This window comes from Tyzzerella sp. An114 (genome assembly GCF_002161055.1).
GTDB lineage: Bacteria > Bacillota > Clostridia > Lachnospirales > Anaerotignaceae > Fimicola > Fimicola cottocaccae.
This window is the reverse complement of sequence record NZ_NFLT01000004.1, coordinates 113098-136406: the sequence shown is the minus strand read 5'-3', so window position 1 is coordinate 136406 and position 23309 is coordinate 113098. Positions and strand designations below refer to the sequence as shown.

Annotated in this window: 25 protein-coding genes, 1 pseudogene and 1 riboswitch; of the genes and pseudogenes, 13 read left to right on the top strand and 13 right to left on the bottom strand. The window is 30.0% G+C overall.

Features of this window, described 5'->3' with window-relative positions; translation table 11 throughout:
* Nucleotides 1-132: 132 nt before the first annotated feature.
* From B5E58_RS05210 to B5E58_RS05200, 3 genes are all read right to left on the bottom strand, one after another.
* Nucleotides 133-591, bottom strand: coding sequence for a GNAT family N-acetyltransferase (locus B5E58_RS05210; protein WP_088108629.1), 459 nt, complete (start codon nt 589-591; stop codon nt 133-135).
* 133 nt (nt 592-724) lie between these two features.
* The gene (gene hpf, locus B5E58_RS05205) at nt 725-1267 is read right to left on the bottom strand and encodes a ribosome hibernation-promoting factor, HPF/YfiA family (RefSeq protein ID WP_088108628.1); all 543 of its coding nucleotides are present in this window, start codon (nt 1265-1267) and stop codon (nt 725-727) included.
* Nucleotides 1268-1656: 389 nt separating this feature from the next.
* Nucleotides 1657-2181, bottom strand: a complete 525-nt coding sequence (locus B5E58_RS05200) for an O-acetyl-ADP-ribose deacetylase (RefSeq protein ID WP_088108627.1) — start codon at nt 2179-2181, stop codon at nt 1657-1659.
* Nucleotides 2182-2431: 250 nt separating this feature from the next.
* Here B5E58_RS05200 and B5E58_RS05195 point away from each other — a divergent pair, with 250 nt between their 5' ends.
* The 4 genes from B5E58_RS05195 to B5E58_RS05180 all read left to right on the top strand — a co-directional run bounded on the left by B5E58_RS05195 (nt 2432) and on the right by B5E58_RS05180 (nt 5931).
* Nucleotides 2432-3487 carry an ABC transporter substrate-binding protein gene (locus B5E58_RS05195; RefSeq protein WP_088108626.1) on the top strand — a complete coding sequence of 352 codons (1056 nt, stop codon included), beginning with the start codon at nt 2432-2434 and terminating at the stop codon, nt 3485-3487.
* A 79-nt stretch (nt 3488-3566) separates the two neighbouring features.
* Nucleotides 3567-4487, top strand: a complete 921-nt coding sequence (locus tag B5E58_RS05190; RefSeq protein WP_088108625.1) for an ABC transporter permease — start codon at nt 3567-3569, stop codon at nt 4485-4487.
* On the top strand, nt 4480-5274 hold the full coding sequence (locus tag B5E58_RS05185; RefSeq protein WP_088108624.1) for an ABC transporter ATP-binding protein: 795 nt from the start codon (nt 4480-4482) through the stop codon (nt 5272-5274). Before B5E58_RS05190 ends, B5E58_RS05185 begins: the two co-directional genes overlap by 8 nt.
* A 63-nt stretch (nt 5275-5337) precedes the next feature.
* On the top strand, nt 5338-5931 hold the full coding sequence (locus tag B5E58_RS05180; protein WP_088108623.1) for a GNAT family N-acetyltransferase: 594 nt from the start codon (nt 5338-5340) through the stop codon (nt 5929-5931).
* Nucleotides 5932-5949: 18 nt separating this feature from the next.
* On the opposite strand, the gene B5E58_RS05175 is transcribed toward B5E58_RS05180, so the two are convergent.
* Entirely contained in the window at nt 5950-6669 is a 720-nt protein-coding gene (locus tag B5E58_RS05175) for a redox-sensing transcriptional repressor Rex (RefSeq protein ID WP_088108622.1), read from the bottom strand.
* 268 nt (nt 6670-6937) lie between these two features.
* On the opposite strand from B5E58_RS05175, the gene B5E58_RS05170 reads away from it, so the two are divergent.
* On the top strand, nt 6938-8854 hold the full coding sequence (locus B5E58_RS05170; protein ID WP_088108621.1) for an ABC transporter ATP-binding protein: 1917 nt from the start codon (nt 6938-6940) through the stop codon (nt 8852-8854).
* Nucleotides 8855-8903: 49 nt separating this feature from the next.
* Here B5E58_RS05170 and B5E58_RS05165 read toward each other — a convergent pair whose 3' ends face one another.
* Entirely contained in the window at nt 8904-9110 is a 207-nt protein-coding gene (locus B5E58_RS05165) for a DUF1858 domain-containing protein (protein ID WP_088108620.1), read from the bottom strand.
* Between the two features lie 113 nt (nt 9111-9223).
* On the opposite strand from B5E58_RS05165, the gene B5E58_RS05160 reads away from it, so the two are divergent.
* Complete coding sequence (locus B5E58_RS05160) at nt 9224-9832, top strand: cyclase family protein (RefSeq protein WP_088108619.1); 609 nt, start codon at nt 9224-9226, stop codon at nt 9830-9832.
* Nucleotides 9833-9860: 28 nt separating this feature from the next.
* On the opposite strand, the gene lepB is transcribed toward B5E58_RS05160, so the two are convergent.
* From lepB to B5E58_RS05140, 4 genes are all read right to left on the bottom strand, one after another.
* Nucleotides 9861-10391 carry a signal peptidase I gene (gene lepB / locus B5E58_RS05155; RefSeq protein ID WP_242956604.1) on the bottom strand — a complete coding sequence of 177 codons (531 nt, stop codon included), beginning with the start codon at nt 10389-10391 and terminating at the stop codon, nt 9861-9863.
* A gap of 114 nt (nt 10392-10505) precedes the next feature.
* The gene (locus tag B5E58_RS05150) at nt 10506-10724 is read right to left on the bottom strand and encodes a hypothetical protein (RefSeq protein ID WP_088108618.1); all 219 of its coding nucleotides are present in this window, start codon (nt 10722-10724) and stop codon (nt 10506-10508) included.
* The gene (locus B5E58_RS05145) at nt 10717-11187 is read right to left on the bottom strand and encodes a hypothetical protein (RefSeq protein WP_088108617.1); all 471 of its coding nucleotides are present in this window, start codon (nt 11185-11187) and stop codon (nt 10717-10719) included. Before B5E58_RS05145 ends, B5E58_RS05150 begins: the two co-directional genes overlap by 8 nt.
* 92 nt (nt 11188-11279) lie before the next feature.
* Complete coding sequence (locus B5E58_RS05140) at nt 11280-11474, bottom strand: chorion class high-cysteine HCB protein 13 (protein ID WP_088108616.1); 195 nt, start codon at nt 11472-11474, stop codon at nt 11280-11282.
* A 200-nt stretch (nt 11475-11674) separates the two neighbouring features.
* On the opposite strand from B5E58_RS05140, the gene B5E58_RS13875 reads away from it, so the two are divergent.
* Nucleotides 11675-11962: a hypothetical protein gene (locus B5E58_RS13875; protein WP_088108615.1), complete on the top strand. Its 288-nt coding sequence runs from the start codon at nt 11675-11677 to the stop codon at nt 11960-11962.
* Nucleotides 11963-12002: 40 nt separating this feature from the next.
* A riboswitch (FMN riboswitch) is annotated at nt 12003-12118 on the top strand.
* A 76-nt stretch (nt 12119-12194) separates the two neighbouring features.
* Nucleotides 12195-13562, top strand: a complete 1368-nt coding sequence (locus B5E58_RS05130) for an MATE family efflux transporter (protein ID WP_088108614.1) — start codon at nt 12195-12197, stop codon at nt 13560-13562.
* 23 nt (nt 13563-13585) lie between these two features.
* On the opposite strand, the gene B5E58_RS05125 is transcribed toward B5E58_RS05130, so the two are convergent.
* A complete protein-coding gene (locus tag B5E58_RS05125; RefSeq protein WP_088108613.1) occupies nt 13586-14494 on the bottom strand; it encodes a recombinase family protein in 909 nt (302 codons plus the stop codon).
* Nucleotides 14495-14601: 107 nt separating this feature from the next.
* Here B5E58_RS05125 and B5E58_RS05120 point away from each other — a divergent pair, with 107 nt between their 5' ends.
* A complete protein-coding gene (locus tag B5E58_RS05120; protein ID WP_088108612.1) occupies nt 14602-15114 on the top strand; it encodes a ferritin in 513 nt (170 codons plus the stop codon).
* Between the two features lie 34 nt (nt 15115-15148).
* On the opposite strand, the gene B5E58_RS05115 is transcribed toward B5E58_RS05120, so the two are convergent.
* The 3 genes from B5E58_RS05115 to B5E58_RS05105 all read right to left on the bottom strand — a co-directional run bounded on the left by B5E58_RS05115 (nt 15149) and on the right by B5E58_RS05105 (nt 19276).
* Entirely contained in the window at nt 15149-16990 is a 1842-nt protein-coding gene (locus B5E58_RS05115; RefSeq protein ID WP_088108611.1) for a hypothetical protein, read from the bottom strand.
* Between the two features lie 75 nt (nt 16991-17065).
* A complete protein-coding gene (locus B5E58_RS05110; RefSeq protein ID WP_088108610.1) occupies nt 17066-17920 on the bottom strand; it encodes a ZIP family metal transporter in 855 nt (284 codons plus the stop codon).
* 153 nt (nt 17921-18073) lie between these two features.
* Nucleotides 18074-19276, bottom strand: coding sequence for a hypothetical protein (locus B5E58_RS05105; RefSeq protein WP_088108609.1), 1203 nt, complete (start codon nt 19274-19276; stop codon nt 18074-18076).
* Between the two features lie 155 nt (nt 19277-19431).
* Here B5E58_RS05105 and B5E58_RS05100 point away from each other — a divergent pair.
* The 4 genes and pseudogenes from B5E58_RS05100 to B5E58_RS05085 form a co-directional block, all read left to right on the top strand.
* A pseudogene (locus tag B5E58_RS05100) lies at nt 19432-20157 on the top strand (S8 family serine peptidase); the annotation flags it as partial.
* A 10-nt stretch (nt 20158-20167) separates the two neighbouring features.
* Nucleotides 20168-20593 (top strand): hypothetical protein, encoded by a 426-nt coding sequence (locus B5E58_RS05095; protein WP_088108607.1) that lies wholly within the window; start codon nt 20168-20170, stop codon nt 20591-20593.
* A gap of 70 nt (nt 20594-20663) precedes the next feature.
* A complete protein-coding gene (locus B5E58_RS05090) occupies nt 20664-21056 on the top strand; it encodes a BlaI/MecI/CopY family transcriptional regulator (protein WP_088108606.1) in 393 nt (130 codons plus the stop codon).
* Nucleotides 21049-23286 (top strand): M56 family metallopeptidase, encoded by a 2238-nt coding sequence (locus B5E58_RS05085; RefSeq protein WP_088108605.1) that lies wholly within the window; start codon nt 21049-21051, stop codon nt 23284-23286. The genes B5E58_RS05090 and B5E58_RS05085 overlap by 8 nt, the downstream gene beginning before the upstream one ends.
* Nucleotides 23287-23309: the final 23 nt, after the last annotated feature.

Genomic DNA, 23309 nt, shown 5'->3' with positions numbered 1-23309 from the left:
TAACTATTATACGAAAAAAAATAATTTTTTGTTCTGTCAAAAAATATATTTATAATATGTCCACATATATTGAACATTTAATCACATTTTACTTAGCACATAGTTACACATAAAAAATTATTATGTATACTTTTATAATTTCTTTTTAACTATAAAATTTTCAAGAATTATATTATTTCTATTAACATACTGTTTTTTAACTACTGTATAGCCTCTTTTTTCAAAAAAGGGAAGGGCTGTTATTGAAACATGGGAATAAAATTCACAAACTCCACCATTCAAAATATATTTTTCCACATTTTCAATGAGTTTTTTACCTATGCCCCTATTTTGAAAATCTTTATGAACATATAATCTATCAATATAACCTTTATTATCACAATCACAAAAACCTTTTATAATTCCATTATCTTCAAATACAATAGAATAATGTTCTAAAAGTGAATTATTCCATAAGTTTCTGTCTATATTTTCAGGTGCCCAAGCATTAACCTGTTCATAAGTGTAATGTTTTATATTTATAAAATGTACTGTATCATAAAAAAGTTTTATTATAATATCCAAATCTTTTTCTTCATATTCTCTTATCATAAAAACCTCCATAAAATCAGTAAAAATCCCACAGTAATTTTACTGTGGGATTTTTTTATAACTCTTTATTATATTAATTATAAACTATAAAAAAGTGCCGGTATAACCGGCACTAAAATTTACTATTATTCAATTAATATTCAGGCTCAATAAGACCATAAGAACCGTCTTTTCTTCTGTAAACAACGTTTACATCATCTGTTTCACCATTTCTGAATACAAAGAAACTGTGACCGATAAGTTCCATCTGCATAACAGCTTCCTCAGCGTCCATAGGACGAAGTTCAAAATGTTTAATTTTTTCAATTTTATATAAAGGAGATTCATCAAGAACTTCTTCTGAAACTGGAACAGCTTCATATTCTTCTTTAAATGATACATCTCTTCTCATTCTTGAACGAAGACGTTTTTTGTATTTAACAATCTGACCTTCCAAAATATCAACAACGCTATCAACCGCAGCCATCATGTCTGGGTCTCCAGCCTCTGCTCTTATAATTCTTTTGCCCATAGGAATTGTTACTTCTACAATTGTTTCAAGCTTCTGTGATTCAAAAGTAACCACAGCCTCAGCGTCTGCTGGGAAAAGCTTTTCTATTCTGTCAAGCTTAGCAGAAACCTTTTCTCTTGTTCTGTCTCCGATGTCCATGTTTTTTCCTTTGATGTTGTAACGCATAAAAACAACTCCCTTCAAAAGCTGTAAAAACAGCTTAGCTTGATAAATATATTTCAAAAACCAAAAGTTTTTAAAATTCAATATTAAGTTTTATAATAGTTATATTCTATAAAAATATTAAAACTCCTTCTTTTAATTTTAAATTTTTTAGTATAAAACTTTTTTCGTCAATATGCTCATTATTATACTAAAAATTCTGTGTAAAATTACATTTGACCTTAATTTAACATAATATAACAAAAAACAACAAATAAAATGCTATACACCTATTTTTCATCATATATTTCTGTTGATACTGTTAATAACTATGTGTATAACTGGAAAATCAAGGTCTTTTGACTGTTGATAACACACATATTAATAAACACTTACTGTTAATTTATTGTTAATTAATATCCAAAAATTTCTTCGCAGGCTGATTTATATGTTTTATATGTCTTATCATCAAAACATACCATTTGAACTAATTCAATAGTATTATTTTGTTGTAAAAAATCATATATAGCTTGTACAGCAACTTTTGAAGCCAATTCAACAGGAAATCTATAAACTCCTGTACTTATAGAAGGAAAAGATATTGTTGTTATATCATTTTCAACAGCCAAAGCTAAAGAATTTTTATAACAATCTGCAAGAAAACTTTTTTCAAAATGATAACCATCTATCCATATAGGTCCTGGTGTATGTATAACATACTCTGCTTTAAGTTTATATCCACCTGTTATTTTTGCCTCTCCTGTTTTGCAACCTCCAAGAAGTTCACACTCTTTTAAAAGCTCAGGTCCTGCACATCTATGTATTGCACCATCAACTCCCCCTCCTCCAAGAAGTGATGTATTAGCAGCATTGACAATGGCCTGTGTATTCATTCTTGTAATGTCACCCTTTATAACGGAAAATCTGCTTTTATTCATAAATATCAGCCTCCTCCATATCATTATATTCTAATTTTATACCTTTTTCGACACCACGTAAACAAAACTATTTAAAACAATAATATGCACAAAACAAATAGCTATTTTTAGTGCATTATCCCAGAATAACGTTACACTTCAAATTGCTACACTTTAAATTGCTAAATCGTATTGACATTGTTTTGCAACTGCAATAAAATAATCTTCATAAAAATCTTTATTTTTTTATAAAAACAGGGGGGAATTCACAATGAAAAAATATTTAAAATCCATATGCTCACTTGTAGCTATGTCCGCTATGGTATTTTCACTGGCAGGATGCGGAAGTTCAAGTGATACATCTGAAACAAACAGTAATGAAACATCTGAAAATACAGAGAATACAGACTCCGAAATGAAAAAAATAGGTATTCTTCAGCTTGTTGAACATGACGCTCTTGACAATACAAGAGAAGGTTTTATTGCTGCTCTTGCCGAGGAAGGTTTTGTTGAAGGTGAAAATATTGAAATTGACATTCAAAATGCTCAGAATGACCAGTCAAACCTTAAAACAATGAGCCAGAAATTTGTAAATGACGGTGTTGACCTTATATTTGCAATAGCAACTCCTGCTGCTCAGTCTGCTGCAACAGAGACAACAGAAATTCCTATTATAGGTTCTGCCATAACAGATTATGTTGAAGCAGGTCTTGTTGACTCAAATGAAGCTCCTGGAGGAAATGTTACAGGTACAAGTGATAAAACACCTGTAAAAGAACAATTTGACCTTTTAAAAGAAATACTTCCAGATGTTGAGACAGTAGGTATTCTTTACAACTCCAGTGAAGTTAACTCAGAAATTCAGGCAGGATATGCAAAAGAAGCTGCTGAAGCTTTAGGAATGAAATATGAAATGGGAACAGTAACAAGCACAAACGATATTTCACAGGTTGTTCAGTCAATCGTTGGAAAAGTTGATGCTATATATGTTCCAACAGATAATACATTTGCTTCTGCAATGCCACTTGTTGCTTCTGTAACAGACACATCAAAAACTCCTGTTATATGTGGTGAAAACGGTATGGTTTCCGGTGGTGGACTTGCAACTTTAGGTATTGACTATTATAAACTTGGTGAACAGACAGGTAAAATGGCAGCTAAAATTTTAAACGGCGAAGACCCAGCTACAATGCCTGTTGAATTCTCAGATGTTCAGGATATATGTGTAAATCTTGATACAGCAAAAACAATTGGTGTTACAATTCCTGATTCAGTTATGGAAAAGGCTGTAATAGTAATTGAAAATGGTGAAAAAACAACAAAATAATTTTTAAAAATTATCCGGCATATACCTTATGCCGGATAGTTTCATATAAAAACATAATATAGAACAGGTGGAAAATTATATGGAATTAATATCATTTGATACTTTTTTAAACGCAGTATCACAAGGTCTTTTATGGTCTATATTGGCTATGGGTGTATACATAACATATAGAATACTTGACTTTGCCGACCTTACAACAGAGGGAAGTTTCCCTTTAGGTGCTGCTGTTGCTGCAACACTTATAATGAATGATGTAAATCCTTTTATGGCAACTTTTGTATCATTCCTTATAGGTCTTGTTGCTGGTCTTGTTACAGGACTTTTAAACACAAAACTTAAAATACCAGGACTTTTAAGTGGTATACTTGTTATGACAGGACTCTATTCAGTAAATTTAAGAATTATGGGAAAAGCAAATCTTCCCCTCTTAAGAAAACCAACAATAATATCTGCTGTAACAGATATGGGAATATCAAACTCAAACGCTATTATGATTGTTGGTATTGTATCTGTTATAGTAATAATAATCCTTCTTGTACTTCTCTTTGCAACAGAGTTAGGCTTTGCCATAAGAGCAACAGGAAACAATCCTCGTATGATAAGTGCTTTAGGCGTAAACACAGACATTATGATTATAATTGGTCTTATGATAAGTAACGGACTTATATCTCTTTCCGGTGGTATAATAGCCCAGTATAATGGTTATGCTGACGCTGGAATGGGTACAGGTACAATCGTTATAGGTCTTGCTTCTGTTATTATCGGTGAAGTTATATTTGGAAAAACTTCAATATTAAGAAGCCTTATATCTGTTGTTTTAGGTTCAATACTTTATCGTATAATAATAGCTTTTGTACTTCAAAATGGTCTTCAGCCAACAGACCTTAAACTTATATCATCAGTAGTTCTTGCAATTTGTCTTTTCCTTCCTGTTGTAAAGGAAAAATTATTTGCAAAAAAATCAGTTAAAAACATAGTCGGAGGTGGAAAAAATGCTTAAACTTAACAATATATCAAAAACCTTCGAACCAGGTACATTAAACGAAAAAAGAGCCTTAAAAGGCGTTAGCCTTGACATGAAGGAATCAGATTTTATAACAATAATAGGTGGTAATGGTGCTGGAAAATCAACACTTTTAAACGCCATAGCTGGTATGTTTATGACTGATACAGGCTCAATAGAAATAGATGGAAACGATGTTACAAATCTTCCTGAATATAAGAGAGCAAAATATATAGGTCGAGTATTTCAGGATACAAGAATGGGTACAGCCTCAGGAATGACAATAGAAGAAAACATGGCAATGGCTTATAGACGTGGAAAAGGTCGTACCCTTAGAAAAGGTATAACAAAAGCTGAGCGTGATTTTTACAGAGAACATTTAAAAATGCTTGACCTTGGACTTGAAGACAGACTTACAACAAAAACAGGTCTTCTCTCAGGTGGTCAGAGACAGGCTTTAACACTTCTTATGGCTACTATGACAAAGCCTAAACTTCTTCTTTTAGACGAGCATACAGCGGCTCTTGACCCAAAAACAGCTAAAAAAGTTCTTGAGCTTACAAAGAAAATTATAGCAGAAAATAAACTTACAGCTTTAATGATTACACACAATATGCGTGATGCATTAAAACATGGTAATCGTCTTGTCATGATGGATAAAGGTAAAATAATAATAGACCTTCCAGAAGAACAGAAGAAAAATCTCCAAGTAAGCGACCTTTTAAGTATGTTTGAAAAAGTAAGCGGTGACAGTATAACAAACGACCGTATGCTTCTTGGTTAAAAAATTAAATAAAAAATTAAGGGCATTGATTTTCAATGCCCTTTTTTAAAGGTGGATAAAACAATGAAAATTAGACTTTTAGAAGAAAGAGACATAAAAAGAGTTATAGAAATATATTCATACTATATTGAGAATACAACAATAACATTTGAATATACTGTACCTTCCTATGATGAATTTAAAAAAAGATTTTTAAATATACAAAAACAATATCCTTTCATAGTATATGAAGAAAATGAAAAAATATATGGCTATGCTTATGCCTCAACTCATCATGAAAGGGCTGCTTACAGTTGGAATTGTGAATTTTCAATATATATTGACAAAGATTTCAGAGGAAAAGAAATTGGAGCAATTCTATATAAGGCTCTTGAAGATATTGTAAGAGAACAGGGATATTATACAGCCTATGCCCTTATAACTGTTCCAAATGACAGAAGTTTTGCTTTTCATAAAAAACAAGGCTTTGAAATTGAAGGTATAAACAAAAATACAGGTTTTAAATTTGAAAAATGGCTTGATGTTGCTACTCTTTCAAAACCCCTTAGAGAATACACTAAACCTTCAAAATTTCCCCTTTCAATAAACAACATTGACAGTGAAAAAACAAACAATATACTTAAAAAATATTCAGACAATAAAAAAACAGACCTTTAAAAAAGGTCTGTTTTAAAATTATTCTTCCGAGTCTGGGTTTTTGTCTTTTACTTTTTCACTTACTCCATGAAGTTTATGATGTGAAAGCACATCATTCTCCTCACTGTATACCTCATTAAGTTTATAAAGAAGTGTCATAAGACTATCTGTAAGATGGACATTTTCTACCACAACATCATCTGGAACCTGAAGGTCAACATGTGAGAAATTCCACATTCCCTTTACACCCCAACTAGCAAGGTCATTGGCAACCTTTGCAGCCTGAGTTCTTGGAAGTGTAAGTATAGCCACATCTACATCATTATTCTTTACAAATTCCTCCATATAATCTACATCATAAACCTCAATACCTCTTATAGTCATACCTATAAGTCTTGGATTGACATCAAAAACAGCTTTTATAACAAACCCTCTTTTTTCAAAGCTGGTATAGTTTACAAGAGCCTGACCTATATTGCCTCCACCAACAACAATAAGATTATACATTCTGTCAAGTCCTAGTATTTTTTTGATTTCATTGTAAAGATACTCTACATTATACCCATAGCCCTGCTGGCCAAAACCGCCAAAATTGTTTAAATCCTGACGAATTTGAGAAGCTGTGATATTCATTTTTGCACTAAGCTCTTTAGAGGATATTCTTGTAATATCACTCTCAAGCAAATCGCCTAAATACCTATAATATCTAGGTAATCTGTTTATTACTGCCGTTGAAATTTTTTTATCGTTATTCTCCATAATATCAAAACCCCTTTTGAACCCACTCTAGATTTAGTATAACACTTATGATATTTTATTGTCAATGATATACTGAATTGTGTCATTTTAACTAAATAATTTATTCTACTTGTTTAAAAACATATATTTATTGTATGATATGTATAATAAATTTTTAAGGAATTTTAAAGACTACATTTTTAATGTAGTCTATTTAAAGGATTAATTGTATATACTGATTTTTTCTGATATTATATACTAAGTAAAAATTTAAACAGGGGGTAATGAAATGATATTTGCCTGTAAGGATATAAGCAAATCCTATGGTATTGATACAATACTTGAAAAAGTTTCATTTAATATAGAAGATAGAGAAAAGGCTGCCATTGTAGGAGTAAATGGTGCTGGAAAAACTACTGTTTTTAAAATAATAACAGGGGAAATATCTGCTGATGATGGAGATATATTTATAAGAAAAGATGCATCTATGGGTTATCTTGCCCAAAATTTTGTTATTGACAAAGATACTACAATATACAGTGAAATGCTTTCTGTGTTCAATAATATTATGGATATGGAAAAAAATTTACGTGATATGGAAAACAAAATGGCTGATATTCCTGAAGATGAGTTGCCAAAATTTATGGAGCAGTATTCAAGACTTTCACAAGAATTTGAACAGCTTGATAGATACAGCTATAAAAGCCGTATAAAGGGTGTTTTAAATGGTTTAGGCTTTACTGAGGAAGAATATGAAAAACCATTAAATACACTTTCTGGAGGACAGAAAACTCGTGTACATTTAGGAAAGCTTTTATTGACACAACCAGACTTACTTCTTCTTGACGAGCCTACAAACCACCTTGACATAGACTCTCTTATGTGGCTTGAGGACTTTTTGCGTTCATATCCTAAAGCTGTTTTGATAATATCCCATGACCGTTATTTTATGGACAAGATAGTTACTAAAGTTATAGAGATAGAAAACAGAAAATCCACAATATACGAAGGAAATTACAGTTATTACGCACAACAAAAAGAAATCAATCGACAGATACAGTTAAAACAATATATTAATCAACAGAAGGAAATAAAACATCAAGAGGAAGTAATAAGGACTTTACGTTCATTTAATCGTGAAAAATCAATAAAACGAGCTGAAAGCCGTGAAAAAGCTCTTGAAAAAATAGAAAGAGTTGATAAACCTGAAAGCTTACCTGATAAAATGCGTTTAACTCTTACTCCTAGAATAACAAGTGGCAATGATGTTATTCATGCTGAAAATTTATCAAAATCATTCCCAGACAGAGAACTTTTTAACAATGTAGGTTTCGATGTTCGCAGAGGCGAAAAAGTAGCTATAATAGGCCCTAACGGTGTAGGAAAAAGTACACTTTTTAAAATGCTTTTAGGTAAAGTAAATTATGATAATGGTGAAATAAGACTTGGAACAAATGTTAATATAGGATACTATGACCAGGAACAACAAGTTCTTGACGAGACAAAGACAATTTTCCAAGAAATATCTGACACTTATCCTAATATGACTAACGGTGAAATAAGAAACGTTCTTGCAGCCTTTGTATTTACAGGTGATGACATATTTAAGACAATAGGTTCATTAAGCGGTGGAGAAAAAGGAAGAATTTCTCTTGCAAAAATAATGCTTTCAGAAGCTAACCTTCTTATGTTGGACGAGCCTACAAACCATCTTGATATGTTCTCAAAAGAAATACTTGAAGATGCTATAAACAGCTATGAAGGCACTGTTGTTTATATATCCCATGACCGTTATTTTATAAACCGTACAGCTGAAAGAATACTTGACCTTAACCCTTATGGTGTAACAGAATATTTAGGTAACTATGATTATTACTTAGAGAAAAAAGCTGAAAAAGAAAGAGAATTAATGGAGGCTGCTATATCAAATCCTTCAATTCCTTCTCCTGTAATTGAAAGTTCCACAAAAATAGACTGGAAAAAACAGAAAGAGGAACAAGCCAAAGAAAGAAAAATACAGAATAAAATCAAAAAACTTGAAGAAGAAATTGAAAAGACAGAAAATAAAATAAATGAGCTTGAAAAACTGCTTTTTGATGAAAAAATAAGCTGTGACCCAGGAAAGGCAAAAGATATATTTGATGAAAAAACAGCTCTTGAAGAAAAACTTGAAGAACTTTTTGATGAATGGGGAGAACTTCAATAAAATTTTAAGAATAATAAAAATGGTGTGCAATAGCACACCATTTTTTTAATTATTTACTTGCAAGATATGCATTGATGTCATTTAAAAGAGCATCTACGTCCATACCATGAACAAGGCAAGCCTCTTCAAGAGTTTCTCCAGCTGAAGAAGGACAACCTACACAATGCATTCCTGACTGCATTAAAATAGCAGCTATACCTCTGTCTATCATAAGCATTTCGCCAATAAGTGTTGATTTTGTAACCTGTGTTGCCATATTACAAAAACCTCCTTTATAATAATATTAACATAACAATATTATACTTTAATCATAAAAAAAACAAGAGTATTTATATATTATTTTAAAATAAAGGAGTTGTTTTTAAATTTATGATATACGACATAAGCAGAACTATAACAGAAAAAACATATGTATATCCAGAAGACCCAGAGTTTAAAATACAATCTGTATGTGAAAATCCCTTTAAAGTATCACTTTTTACTATGGGAAGCCACACAGGAACTCATATTGACGCACCAAGACATTTTTTCAAAGATATGAATGATATATCATCAATTGATTTAAACTGTATATGTGGTAAATGCAAAGTTATACATATACCTAATAAATTATTAATTGAAAAAGAAGATATTTTAAAATATAACATTGAAAAAAATGATATTATTATTTTTAAAACATCAAATTCAGAAAAATTTGATGGAGAAAATTATCTTTCTGAATACTGTTCATTAACATATGAATGTGCTTGTTATCTTGTGGAAAAAAATATAAATGTTGTGGGTATTGATTATATATCAATAGAGTCTGAAAGCTCAACAGACTTTTGTGTTCACAAAAAGCTACTTGAAAACAATATACCAATTATTGAAAGTCTTGACCTTAAAAATATAGATGAGGGAGAGTATAAATTTTATTGTCTTCCTTTAAAAATAAAATATGCTGATGGTTGCCCTGTAAGATGTATACTTGAAAAATAAAAAACCGCTTTTTTAAAGCGGTTTTTTATTATTTTATAATTTTAAATCCTGGAAAATATTTAAACATAACTTTTCCTAAAACATCATCTTCTTCAACAAATTTATTCTCCCAAAAACGAGAATCAAGAGAATTATTTCTATTATCACCCATCATAAAATAACAACCTTCAGGAACTTCATAAGGGCCATAATCTCCTATATATGTCTCTTTTATATGTTCATCAACACTTTCATTAAGTTCACCGTTAATATAAACAGCTCCGTCCTTTATTTCAACAGTTTCTCCTGGAAGTCCAATAACTCTTTTTACATAAAGAGTTTCACCTGTTGGGTCATCAGGATATTTAAAAACAGCTACATCTCCTCTTTCCGGCTCACCAAACAAATAAGAAAGCCTCAATGCAACTATTCTATCATTGGGCATTATTGTTGTTTCCATTGAACCTGTTGGAACAGTAGCATTTACTATTACAAACATGTTTATAAATACCGCAAGAACTACGGCAAAAAGTATTGTTTTTATCCAGCTGAAAATCTCACTTTTTACTCTATCTGACATATTCATTATCTCCATTTTTTTAAAATAAGTAGGTTTATTATAGCACATAATGAATATTTTTAGTTAATAAAAATTATTATATTTTTCTTAAATTATTGGTATACTTATACATTTTTATTCTTTTACTCTCAAAAGCTCAAGAAATTTTCTTGCTCTTTCCATTTCTTTTTCATTCATATTTGAAATAAGAGTGTTTATAAGTGCCTCCTCATCTTCCTTAGTACTTTCTGATAAAAGTTCTTCTCTTTCTGAGGCAAAAAGCCCTATAATCTCAAGAGGAGTTCTGCCTTTTGCTCTATTTATAAAATCATCTATTTTTTTATTTTCATTCAAAGAAAATTTCCCCTTTCATATTTATAAGTTTTCTCATTTCAATAAATTTTAAAATACTGTCAATTTTTGCTGCCTCCTCTTTGGACATATATTTTTTTATTACACTTAAAAGTTCTTTTTTTCTCTCATAGCTACTTTTTTGAACTGTTTTACTCTGAATAGATATTACAGGCATATCAAAAGCCTTTTTAAGCTCAATAAGTTTTACAGCGATATATATACTTTTTTGATATTCTTCATTCAAAAATGGTATTGCCGCATATATAAAATTGTTTTTATCATCAGTATTTATTTCATTATGTACCTCCTCTTGTTTTTTTACATTGCTATTCATTTCTATAAGACTTTTTATTTTTTTTGCTTTACTAAGTGCTTCAATAATATCATTGTTATTTATATTTTCTGTATTAAAACCAAAATTTTCAAGAATTCCTCTTATATTTGAACTTTCATTGTTATCCATAATGATACACCCCTCTTTTAAAGGATATGCAATTAATATTATTTATAATACAAAAAAGAGGCGGAAAATTTCCGCCTCTTGTGATGTAAGTATTACTCTTTAGCCTCACAGATGTTAAAACCATTATTGTTATTTCCACAAAGGCAAAGTATAAGTAATAAAATAAGTATTTCATCATTACTTCCTCCACAACCACAGCCGTTGTTGTTATTGTTTCCACAACAACAAAGAAGAATGATAATCCAAAGCCAGCTACTTCCTCCACAACCATTACTTAAACAACCCATAAATAAATCCTCCTTTTAAAAATTAAAGTTTTATTTGTTTCACAATTTAATTTTATGGGTGTGTTTTGAAAAAAATTCCAATTTTTTAAAATTTTTAATAAGGACAAGCAATAATTTGTCCAAAAATGAAAAATTAATGTCACAGAGACAGTGTATTTCATAAGCTGTAAAGTAAAGTAATGTTTTTTGGGAGAACAGATATGAACAAATCTTTTTTATATAACAAATTAATATATTCATGTATGAACACAGCAAAAAAAACAGTAAATTATGAAAATCAATTTACAGGAAAAAATGTAGGCATAGCCATACTTGACACCGGAATTTCTCCTGTTGCTGATTTCTGTCTGCCAAAAAATCGTATAATAGCCTTTAAAGATTTTGTAAATGGAAAAACTAATGCCTATGATGACAACGGACACGGTACCCATGTAACGTGTAAAATATTATGCTTACTTTTAGTACAAATTTCCCATATTGACTTTTAAATAATGTGAAATTATAATTAGGTTAAATTTTAAACAAAGTATTTTTCTTCAGAAACGGGGAAGTCCCCTACCGGTAGTAAAGCCTGCGAGCAAATTTTTTTGCTAATCCGTTGAAATTACGGAGCCGACAGAAAGTCTGGACGGGAGAAGAAAAGTTTTTTATTTATAAAAATAAATAAAATTCTTTTCTTCTCCCTTTTTATATTTTAAAGAGACTGAAAGGAGTATTTTTATGACAAAAACATCAAATCCCCTTGGAACAGACCCTATTTTAAGTCTGTTAAAAAAATTCTCTGTGCCTACCGCTCTAACATTAATGGTAAACTATCTTTATAACATTGTGGATCAGATTTTTGTTGGTCAGAGTGTAGGTATAGAGGGAATTGCTGCAACAAATGTTGCCTTTCCTTTTTCAACAATATGTGTATCAGTAGCTTTACTTATAGGTGATGGCTGTGCAGCAAACACAAGTCTATCTCTTGGACGTGGTGAAAAAGATTATGCCGACAGAGGTTTTGGAAACTCTTTTCTTCTGTTAATTCTTTTTAGTTTATTTATACTCATATTTGGAAATATTTTTCTTGAACAACTTGTAACTCTATTTGGTGCAACAGAGACAGTTTTTGAGTCATCAATGATTTATTCAAGAATTATACTTTTGGGACTTCCTTTTATGATTATAAATGTATCCTTTACAGCAATAATAAGAGCTGACGGAAACCCTAAATATACTATGAAGTGTATGATGACAGGAGCTTTAATAAATGTAATACTTGACCCTGTTTTTATATTTGGTTTTAATATGGGTGTTAAAGGTGCAGCCATAGCAACAATACTTGGACAGTTTGTAGCAGGTTTTCTCTGTCTTGCATACATACCAAAATTTAAGTCAATAACATTTAAAAAAGCATATATGAAACTTTCAGGAAAGGTATGTAAAACTATACTTTCTCTTGGAATATCAAGTTTCTTTACACAGATAGCAACAGCAGCTTTACAAATCATAATGAATAATCTTATGAAAATACATGGAGCTGCAACAATATATGGAAGTGATATAGCTCTTTCATGTTACGGCATGATGATGAAAATATATCAAATTGCCCATGCAATGCTTGTTGGTTTATCATCAGGAACACAGCCTATAAACGGTTTTAACTATGGTGCAAAACAATATGACAGAGTAAAGACAACATATAAATACGCATTTATATTTTCATTTATAATATCAACAGGTTGGTTTATTGTATATATGGTATTTCCTTCCCAAATTGCATATCTATTTGTAAATGACTCTCCTATGTATCAAGAATTTGCAAAGGTATGTTTTAGAAGCTATATGCTTGTATTCTTCATATATGGTATGCCAATGGTGACATCATCATTTTTTCAGGCAATAGGAAAACCTTCAAAAGCTCTTTTATTATCATTATCAAGACAGGCTTTTTTCCTTATTCCTCTTTCTTTGATACTGTCATCAAAATTTGGATTAAAAGGAGCTTTATTTTCAGCACCAATAGCTGACACTTTAACATTTATAGTAGCCCTTTCATTAATAATATATGAGTTCAAACTTTGGAAGAAAAATGGCTTTATTTAAAAAAGTGCGGATTTTCCGCACTTTTATTTTTTATTTTTATCAAAAATACTCTGAACCTTTTCAAAATCCTCCCTTGATACAATGGGATTATGAGTATTTTTAACCATTATCCAATTATCAGAAGACACCAAAGTAACCTTTTTACTTTTATAACTTATCTTTTTTTCTTTCCCCTGAACCATATCCCCCACATATACAGGATTTTTTAATATTTTTCTAACAGTATTTTGTGACCAAACCCCATATTTTTTAATATTTTTTCTCCCCAAATCCTGACCTTTTGATATTTTATATTGTGAAGGTGTTGGAATATTTCTATTTGTCAACAAGTTTGCTATCTGACCACAATTTTTGCCTTCAATAAACATATTAAATATAAACTTAACATTTTCCGCTGTATTTTCATCAACATCAAGTTTATGTTTTTCAAATCTATTTTTTATGTATCCATAGGGAGCATAAGGTCCTATAAAAAGACCTTCTTCCATTTTTCTTTTAAACACAGCTCTTATATTTTCTGAAATCTCCTCACAATACCATTCATTAACAAGGCTGTTTATTTGTCTCATACGTTTTCCGCCTTTTAAATCAGTATCTACATTATCAACAACACCTATAAATCTTATCCCCCATTCTGGAAATTTTAAATTAAGATATTTTTCTGCTGTTGCTATATTTCTTGTAAATCTAGATTGATTTTTACATATTATTGTATCAAAAAATCCTTTTTCAGCATTACAAATCATTTCTTTAAACTGTGGTCTATCATCATCAAGACCGGAATAATCCTCATCAAAATAAATTTTATAAACATCATATCCCTTTTCAAAAGCGTATTTTTCCAGAAGTTCTCTTTGATTTTTAATGCTTTCACTCTCAAAACTTCCCTTATCCTCAACAGATATTCGACAGTATAAAGCAGCTCTTTTCAAAAAATTCACTCCCTATATTAATTTTGATTATATTGAAATATATGTCTCATAAATGTATTTTTATGTTATAATACAGTAAATATTTAATAAAGAAAGGAATGTTTTATATGCTTGATGCAAAGGTTTCAGAACTTTTAAATAATCAAATAAACAAAGAATTTTATTCTGCATATTTCTATCTTGATATGTCAAACTATTACGAAGAACAGGGACTTTCAGGTTTTGCAAACTGGTTTAAAATACAGGCTCAGGAAGAAAGAGACCATGCAATGCTCTTTATGACATACCTTCAGAATAATGGTGGAAAAGTGACTTTTGACACTATTGATGCACCTAACAAAGAATATAAAGAATTTATAGAACCTTTAAAAGAAACTCTTAACCATGAAAGATATGTTACAAGTCTTATACATACAATATATGATGCTGCATACTCTGTAAAAGATTTCCGTACAATGCAGTTTTTAGACTGGTTTGTAAAAGAACAGGGTGAAGAAGAAAAGAACGCTGATGATATTATAAAGAAATTTACTCTTTTTGGTTCTGATGCAAAAGGTCTTTACTCTCTTGATACTGAAATGGGTGCTAGAGTTTATGTTGCACCTACACTTGCAATATAAAAATAAAAGTCTTGGGATAATCCCAAGACTTTTTTTAAATATAAAAACTTTCTGTTCCAAAATTTTCAGGTCTAACCCAATCACCTTTTCCAAAAAGTTTATCTTTATCAAATTTTTCATTTTCTTTGAAATTAACTTCAAAGGAATAAACTTCATCTTCTTTACAAAAAACACTTATAGACACAGGCGTAAGCCAATCAGAAGCCTCATTATAAGAGATACTTCCAAAGGATATATTTTCATTTTCAAAACTCCAATCTGTATCAAGAAATCTATAACCATATCTGTCTATAAACACAAGTTTTTTAATTGTATCAATATTTTCAGATACCCACTTTTCAATATAAAAAGCTTTACCCTCAATGTTTTCAATGTTATTTACATCTTTATCATTCATATCATAAACAAAAATATCCATTGAATTTTCAAAAGAATAACATATTCCTTCATCTTTAAGAGATACAGTATATTTTATGTTTGGTATTGTTTTATTAATATCACACAAAGAAGGTTTATTTATATTTTCGATAATATGATTATATTTTTCTGCACTCTTTAATATATTTTCAAAAAATTTTTCATTACAAATTTTTTTAATATTATAAAGTTTCTCAAGGGAGCTTTTTTCACCTCTATAAACAGAATTTAAAAGTCCCATTAAATATTCCTTCATAATATCATTATTTTTTGTCTCATCAAATATATTTTCAAGTTTTAAAAGAGCTTTTCTGTGAAGTTCAATATCCTTTACACCTGCTGAAGTGTTAAAAAGACCTTTTGCATACTCAAAAGCAATTCTATCATCTTTTGTATTACAGTATAAAGAGTATATTTTATCGAGAATTTCTATTCCTTTTTCTGAACCTGTCTCAAAAAATAAATTAAAAAGACCTCTGGAATAAAAATAGGCTATTTCATCGTCTTTAAATTCATTGTAAACTTCATCAATATATTTTATACAATCATCAATATATGGCTTTCCAACTTCCTCAGTTATTCTAAAAAGTGATTGAACATATTCAAAGGCAACTTCTTTTTCTTTTGAGTCTTTATATACCTGTCCCAATATTTCAGTAAGTGAAAAGGCTTCCTCTATATCAACTCTACATATCAAATTTTTCATTGTAAAAGCATATATACCTAAAGCGTCTTTGTCTTGTTTTTCTCTGTATTCATTCAAGAGACTTTCAAGGGCTTTCTCTCCCTCTTTAAATCCCTTTTCATAGGAATAATTTGAAAGAATAAAATAATAATTTATTTTACAGCTTTCACCTCGTTTTAAATATATATTTTTAAGTTCTTCAATATATTTTAAAATTTCTTCATCGCTGTAATATCCGGCTGTTTTCATTATTGCTGATGAATAATAAAAATCAACCCCTTCATTATCTTCATTTTTTCTGAGTTTATTTAAAACATTCATATAAAAAACAGACTTTTCTTTATCTGATGATGATATTACACTTTCAAGAACTCCTGCATAGCTTGAAGCCACACTTTTTCCATGTCTTTTATATAATTTTTCAATTTTTTTAAGTATAACAAGTTTTTCTGAATAATCTGCTTTTTCCGATGAAAAATTTAAACTTTCAGCATAATAACAACCTACAGCATTATATACTTCTTTTGCCCTACTACTTAAAAAACGTATTATACCACCAGCATTATAATATATATTCTCTAACTCTTTACTGTTATTAAAAAGCTCTTTATCATCAGTCTTTCCTTCTGATACAAGATTTACACACATACAATATATACAATAAGCATAGTTAACTGTACTTTGCAGAGAACGGCTTTTTGTATAATCAGACTTCCAGCCTTCTGCACGACATTTTATAATTCCATAGTCATGTTTATAAAGAGGTATTTCCAATTAATATTCCACCTTTCATTTTGACCGGAATATTTTATAATACTCTGTGTTAACTGTCAATAAAATACTTAAATATTATGCATATATTATCATTAAACCTACAAGCATTCCAAAAACAACGGAAAAAGCAGGAAGTTTTGAGCGATACATAAGTATTGCCTGCGGCAATATTTCTCCAAAAACAACATAAAGCATAGCACCACTAGCAAGGCTTAAACTTACAGCCAAACTTAAAGGTCCAAGGTCTCCTAACCAATATCCAAATATAGCTCCTATAACCGTTGGAGCACCACTTGAAGCTGTTATTAAAACAGCTTTAAATTTTCTCATTCCACCACTTATAAGAGGAACTGCAACAGACATTCCCTCTGGTATATTGTGAAGTCCTATAAGAACAGCAAGAACCATTCCAGAACCTGCTCCCACAGTGCCTTCACTTGCCATTGATGCACCTATTGTCATTCCCTCTGGTACATTGTGCAAAGCTATTGCACAAACCATTACTATTCCAGCAACAAAAAGAGATTTTTTAGAATCTTTTTTCTCCATATGTACCATTAAATGGTCACTGTGTATAAGCTCGTCAAGGGCGTCAGCAGTTTCAGGATGATTTGCATCAATATGTGGCACTTCACAGTTTGTTCTTCGGTCTATAATATAGTTAAGACCATATACAACCAAAACACCCAAAGCAATGCATATTAATATTATAAAAATATTAGTCTGACTAAGGGCATTGTCAGGCTGTATTGCATCAAGGACAAGGTCAAAACATACAATACTAAGCATTACGCCTGAAGCGAAACTTAAAAGAAGGCTTACTGTACGGCTTGAGTCCTTTCTAAAAAGAGCTCCTATAACTCCTCCCAGCCCTGTTCCTCCAATTCCCGCTATGGCTGTTATACCAGCAATAAGCAACAGTTCATTCATTTAAAACACTTCCTTATTTTTGATTATCATTAATTATTTATGCGGTTATTATTTTACCACGTTTTTTACAATATGTTTATTGATAATCAAAAATATTGTAGATTTTTGCAATAAAAAAGCACAGCAAAGCTGTGCTTTTTAAATATACACATTTTATTTATTTTGTGTAAAAAGATTTATTGTTATATCGCTATTCTCTAAAGAACCAAAATCGTTTTTACTTCCATCTCTAACAAATTCAAATGAATAAGTTCCATCTTCATTTTCTGTAACTTTATTTTCTGAGCCTGATGCTTTAAGTACAAGTTCTTTTCCATCTTCTACTTCTACTGTAAACTTAATAGTTTTGAATGTTTCAATTCCTTCAGTATTAACAACTATTTTTTCATTTAATTCAATATTTTTTTCTTCACCGTTATCTACTGAAAATTTAACAGATTTAATTCCTGAATCTTTTCCTATATATGTAAAGCCATATTCATAGCTTCCTTTTTCAACAGGAACTGTGTTTACAAGGTTAATTTCTTTAGTATCAGCACCAACTGTTACACTATCAAAACCAACTATATCGTATTCTTGACATCCTAAAACATCTCTTAAATAAACTGAGTCAATAACTGTGCCATAATCTACTGTTAATGGTTTATCACCATGGATATATCCGCCATACTCACCAAGTGTGTTATTATTATAATAATTAACTTTAATATCATATTTGTTTATTTCATATGCAGGAGAAAGAGTTATAGTTGTCCCATCTAATGGTATCATATCCTCTGTAAATTCTGTAACAACTTCATAACCATGTTTCCAACCAAGGAATGTATATCCTTCTTTTTCAGGAGCTTCAAAATCTATTTCATCTCCTAATTTTGCTGTTCCAAGAGTATTTCCTTCTTCATCAACAAAAGTATAAGCTATCTTTTCTGTTTCAATAGAGAAATCAACATCTTTTCCATCTATTCCCCAAAATTCTGCTCCCTCTCTTGTAAATTTGAAAATAACTCCATCATCAGTTTTTTCAAAATCTCCTTCTCTGCCATTTTCAATTACTTTTGAAACTTCATAGCCATCTTTAACATCAACTGTAAATGTTGTAACATTTTTATAGCTATCACGCCATATAATAGTACCTGTTTTTGTTACTACTGTACTTCCTTCTGCGACCTCTCCATTAGCTGTATTATTTGTGTCACTTACAGTAACAGATTCAATTCCTTCCCCTCCATCAACATAAGTAAATTCCCAGCTTTTAAGAGCTCCATCTCTCCAGTCTAAGGCAAAGGCTGGTGTAACAAATATTGAAGATACTAATACTGCTGTTGTTATTCCTGCTAACGCTTTAAATTTTTTCATTATATCAACCTCCATCACATATTATTAGTAAAATTTTGTTAGTTCACTGACAAAATTTTATGTTTTTAATTATACATCAAAAATATTATAATGTCAATGAACAAAAATTACATTACCAAATTAAGTTAATATAATTTTACGTTACTCATGTAACGGGTATAGCTTGCGGAAATGGGTATCTTTCATATGGCAAATATTCAGGTATTGCACCAGAAAGTAATATAATTTCAATAAAAATCCTTGATAAAAACGGTCAGGGCTCACCTTTTAGTGCTGTAAAAGGAATGGAATGGATATTAAAAAATCGTCATAAATATAATATAAGAATAGTAAATTTATCAATAGGTACAGAGGATAAAAGCCTTTTTATGCCCTTAATGAATGCAGTAAATAATCTTTGGAAAAACGGTATAACAGTTATAGCTGCCTCTGGAAATAATATAGACAAAAATTTAAAAGTCACAATACCGGGAATTAATCCAAGAATAATAACAGTAGGCTCCTATGAGGATTTTTGTATAAAGAAAAAATTTGGCTCTCACAGTTTTATATATTACGAAAAATCTTTTTTATCATCATTAAAGACTTTTTCAAAGCCGGATATACTAGCCCCAGGTGAAAATATAATATCGGTAATGTCACCTGACTTTGATTTTTCACAGAAGGGACGTGAAGATTTTAAATCTATTGACAACAACTATATAGAAATGACTGGAAGTTCCATGGCAACGCCTATTGTATCAGGTGCAGCAGCTTTACTTATTGAAAAAGAGCCAAATATAACACCAGAACAAATTAAAAAAAGAATTATTGAGACATCATACAAGGGTAATTTAACATTTAAAAAAGGCATACTGGATATAGAAAAACTTTTAAGTTAGGAGGTTTTTTATGGCAGATTGCAATATAACAGGACTTTTAAGAGATATAAACACAGAAAATTTTGTTAAAGATGAACTTTCAGGTACTCTTGAAGCATTGAGAAGAAATCTTGATGAGAGGTATGTAAAACGTATAAAAAACACAATATCATCAGCACAAAAAGAGTGCATACAGACACCAACAAAAGAAGCCGGTCTTTTAATGGCAATGCGTGAATTTGCAACAGGCGAAAACAGACAAAAATTTGACAGAGCAATAGACATACTTAACAGTATAAATACAGTTTCAATTATACAAAAAGATGTTTCTGAAATACAATCTCAAAAAAGTGTTTATTCTATGAGCGGAGATACTTTGGAAAACTGCAAAAGCTCTAATGTTTCCCCATCTCTTGTAAATGCACTTTTAATGCTTTCAATTTTAAAAATTATATAGTTTGTACATTGACAGAAAACTCCTACAATTGTATGATATAAATATAATACATTTGTAGGAGTTGATTTTTATGAATAAAATAACACGTCTTCCGGACACAGAACTTGAAATTATGAAAGTAATATGGACTATGGAAAAAAATATAAACACAACAGAAATTAAAAAAATACTTGAAAAAAATCGTCCTTGGAATGTTTCCGCCCTTCAAACACTTTTAAACAGACTTATAGACAGAGGTTTTCTTGACACTTATAAAGAGGGCAAAAACAAATGTTACACAGTTTTAGTGACAGAAGATGAATATATATCTTTTGAAAACAAAAGCTTCTTCAAAAAAGTTAATAACAGCTCTATAACAAAACTTGTAGCTTCACTTTATAATAGCAAATCCATATCAGAAGATGACCTTTTAGAGCTTTCAAAATTTATAGAGGATAAAACTAGGGGGGATAAACATGATTAGAAGTATATTTTTAAATGTAATTGAAATATCTGTATTTTCATCATTTTTTATAGTTATAATGCTTTTAATATCAAAAAAACTTAAAAGCAAATATACAAACCGTCTTATGTATATTGTATGGCTTTTTATGGCAATAAGGTTAGCTATACCTTTTAATATTTCAATACCAATAATAAACATACCAAGCAATATAGAAATATCAGAAGAAAGTACAGAAAATTTTAATTCTTTAGATTATGGAGTATATGAATATAATACAAATTCTAATACATACTCTGAAAATTCAATAGCTTCAGAAAATATATCAAACACAGAGACAAAAGAACCAATAAATATATTATCATTTATCCCCTACATATGGCTTTTAGGTGTAATTATATGTTTTTCATTATACATATTTTCACATATATCATTTAAAAGAATGATTAAAAGGTGGAGAGAGCCTATATCTGACGCAAATATACTTGATATTTATATAAATCTTTGTAATGAAATGAATATAACTAAAAGACCTAAAATTTTTATATGCAAAATACTCCCTTCACCCCTTTGTACAGGCATTTTTAAAAATGAGATATACATAAATTCTCAAGATTTATCAGGTATAAAACTTATACTCGCTCATGAGCTTACACACTGTAAAAGAAAAGATATACTTTACAAACTTATACTTATAATTGGAAAATCAATACACTTTTTTAACCCTCTTGTATATATTATGACAAAACAGGCTGAAAAGGATATGGAGCTTTACTGTGATGAGACAGTTATAAAAAATTGTTCAATAGATGAGAGAAAAGAGTACAGTATAACAATACTTAACACTGTAAAATCATCATTAAAAAATCCTGTACTCACAACAGGTTTTTCATCAGATAAAGAAACATTAAAAATGCGTTTTTCAAATATACTTGACACTAAAGTCAAAAAAAGAGGAATTATACTGATGATTGTACTTTCATTGTTGGGAGTTTCAGGAGGTATATTTGTATCCTGTAAGTCAAAAGAAACAAATACAGAAACAACACAAGAACAATATATACAAAATCTCTATGACCTTAAAACTCCTTACATAGGAAATGCTTCTGCTGTTGGTAGTATATATAATAGTCTTGAATATTCAAATGTATATCAACAGGAAACAGAACTTTTTACAACTGAAAATGAACCTTACGGAGTTTTAAAGAATTTCGCAACAGAAAAAATTGATAGTATAGACGAAAAAGAATTTGTTAAAAACTCTGTTGTGATACTTACACTTATAGATAACTGTGATTTTGTAAAATCTCGCATATGTGCCGAGGATGGTGCAGAATTAACATACACCTTAACAAGAGATAATGCCCAATTACAATTCGGTAATTTTAAAGTAAACTTTGATGACAAAGAAAGCTATGAAAAATATATAGAAAACACTTGGGAAAGAATAGATAATGACTATTATGTAATAGAAAGAGAGAATGAAAAAACTTCTTCTGTGGCTCTCATTGATGAAATATTAGAAGATAAAGGAGATAGAGTTAGAGCTGAATATAAATATCACCCAAACTATACACAGCTTTTAAAAATGGGCGAGACAGCTTGTTGGGATTTCATTGATTATTTTAGAGGAACAACCACTGACGGTGACAAAGAATATATAATGATGAAAATATGTCGTGAAAACTATCCTAACACCTATAATATAGGAGATATTGGAGAAACTCAATATGAAAGTGGCAGAGAATGGTTTAATGATTATGAAGAACAGCTTAAAAGATATTCTTTTGGTGAACCTTTTCACTCTTTCGGTGTTGTTGATAAAGCAATACAAAATATATACGAGGATAAATATAAAGACTTAGAAGGCGGATACACAGTAACAAATATTTATGTAATACATTTACCTGAAAAAATAGCAGAAAATCAAGAAGCTTTATATGTAGCTCCAATAGCTGGATATTTTGTTATGGAAGATAACACATTTAAAGCTATAAAGTTAGAAAAAATACCTTGTAGATTAACATTTGATATAACTGACAACAAAAACCCTGTTTTGATAAAATATGAAGAATTTTCAGAAAATAATAAAAATTCCATTGATGAAGAAGTATACAAAGAACTCGAAAATATGTTTAATTACTATGAAGAAGATAAAAGTGATGCTTTTGAATATGAAATTCGCCAATTTATGAAAGACAACAATATAAAAGCAACAACAGTAGAATTTGGAAACTACATATATAAATAAAATAAAAGCCTGATTTAAAAAAT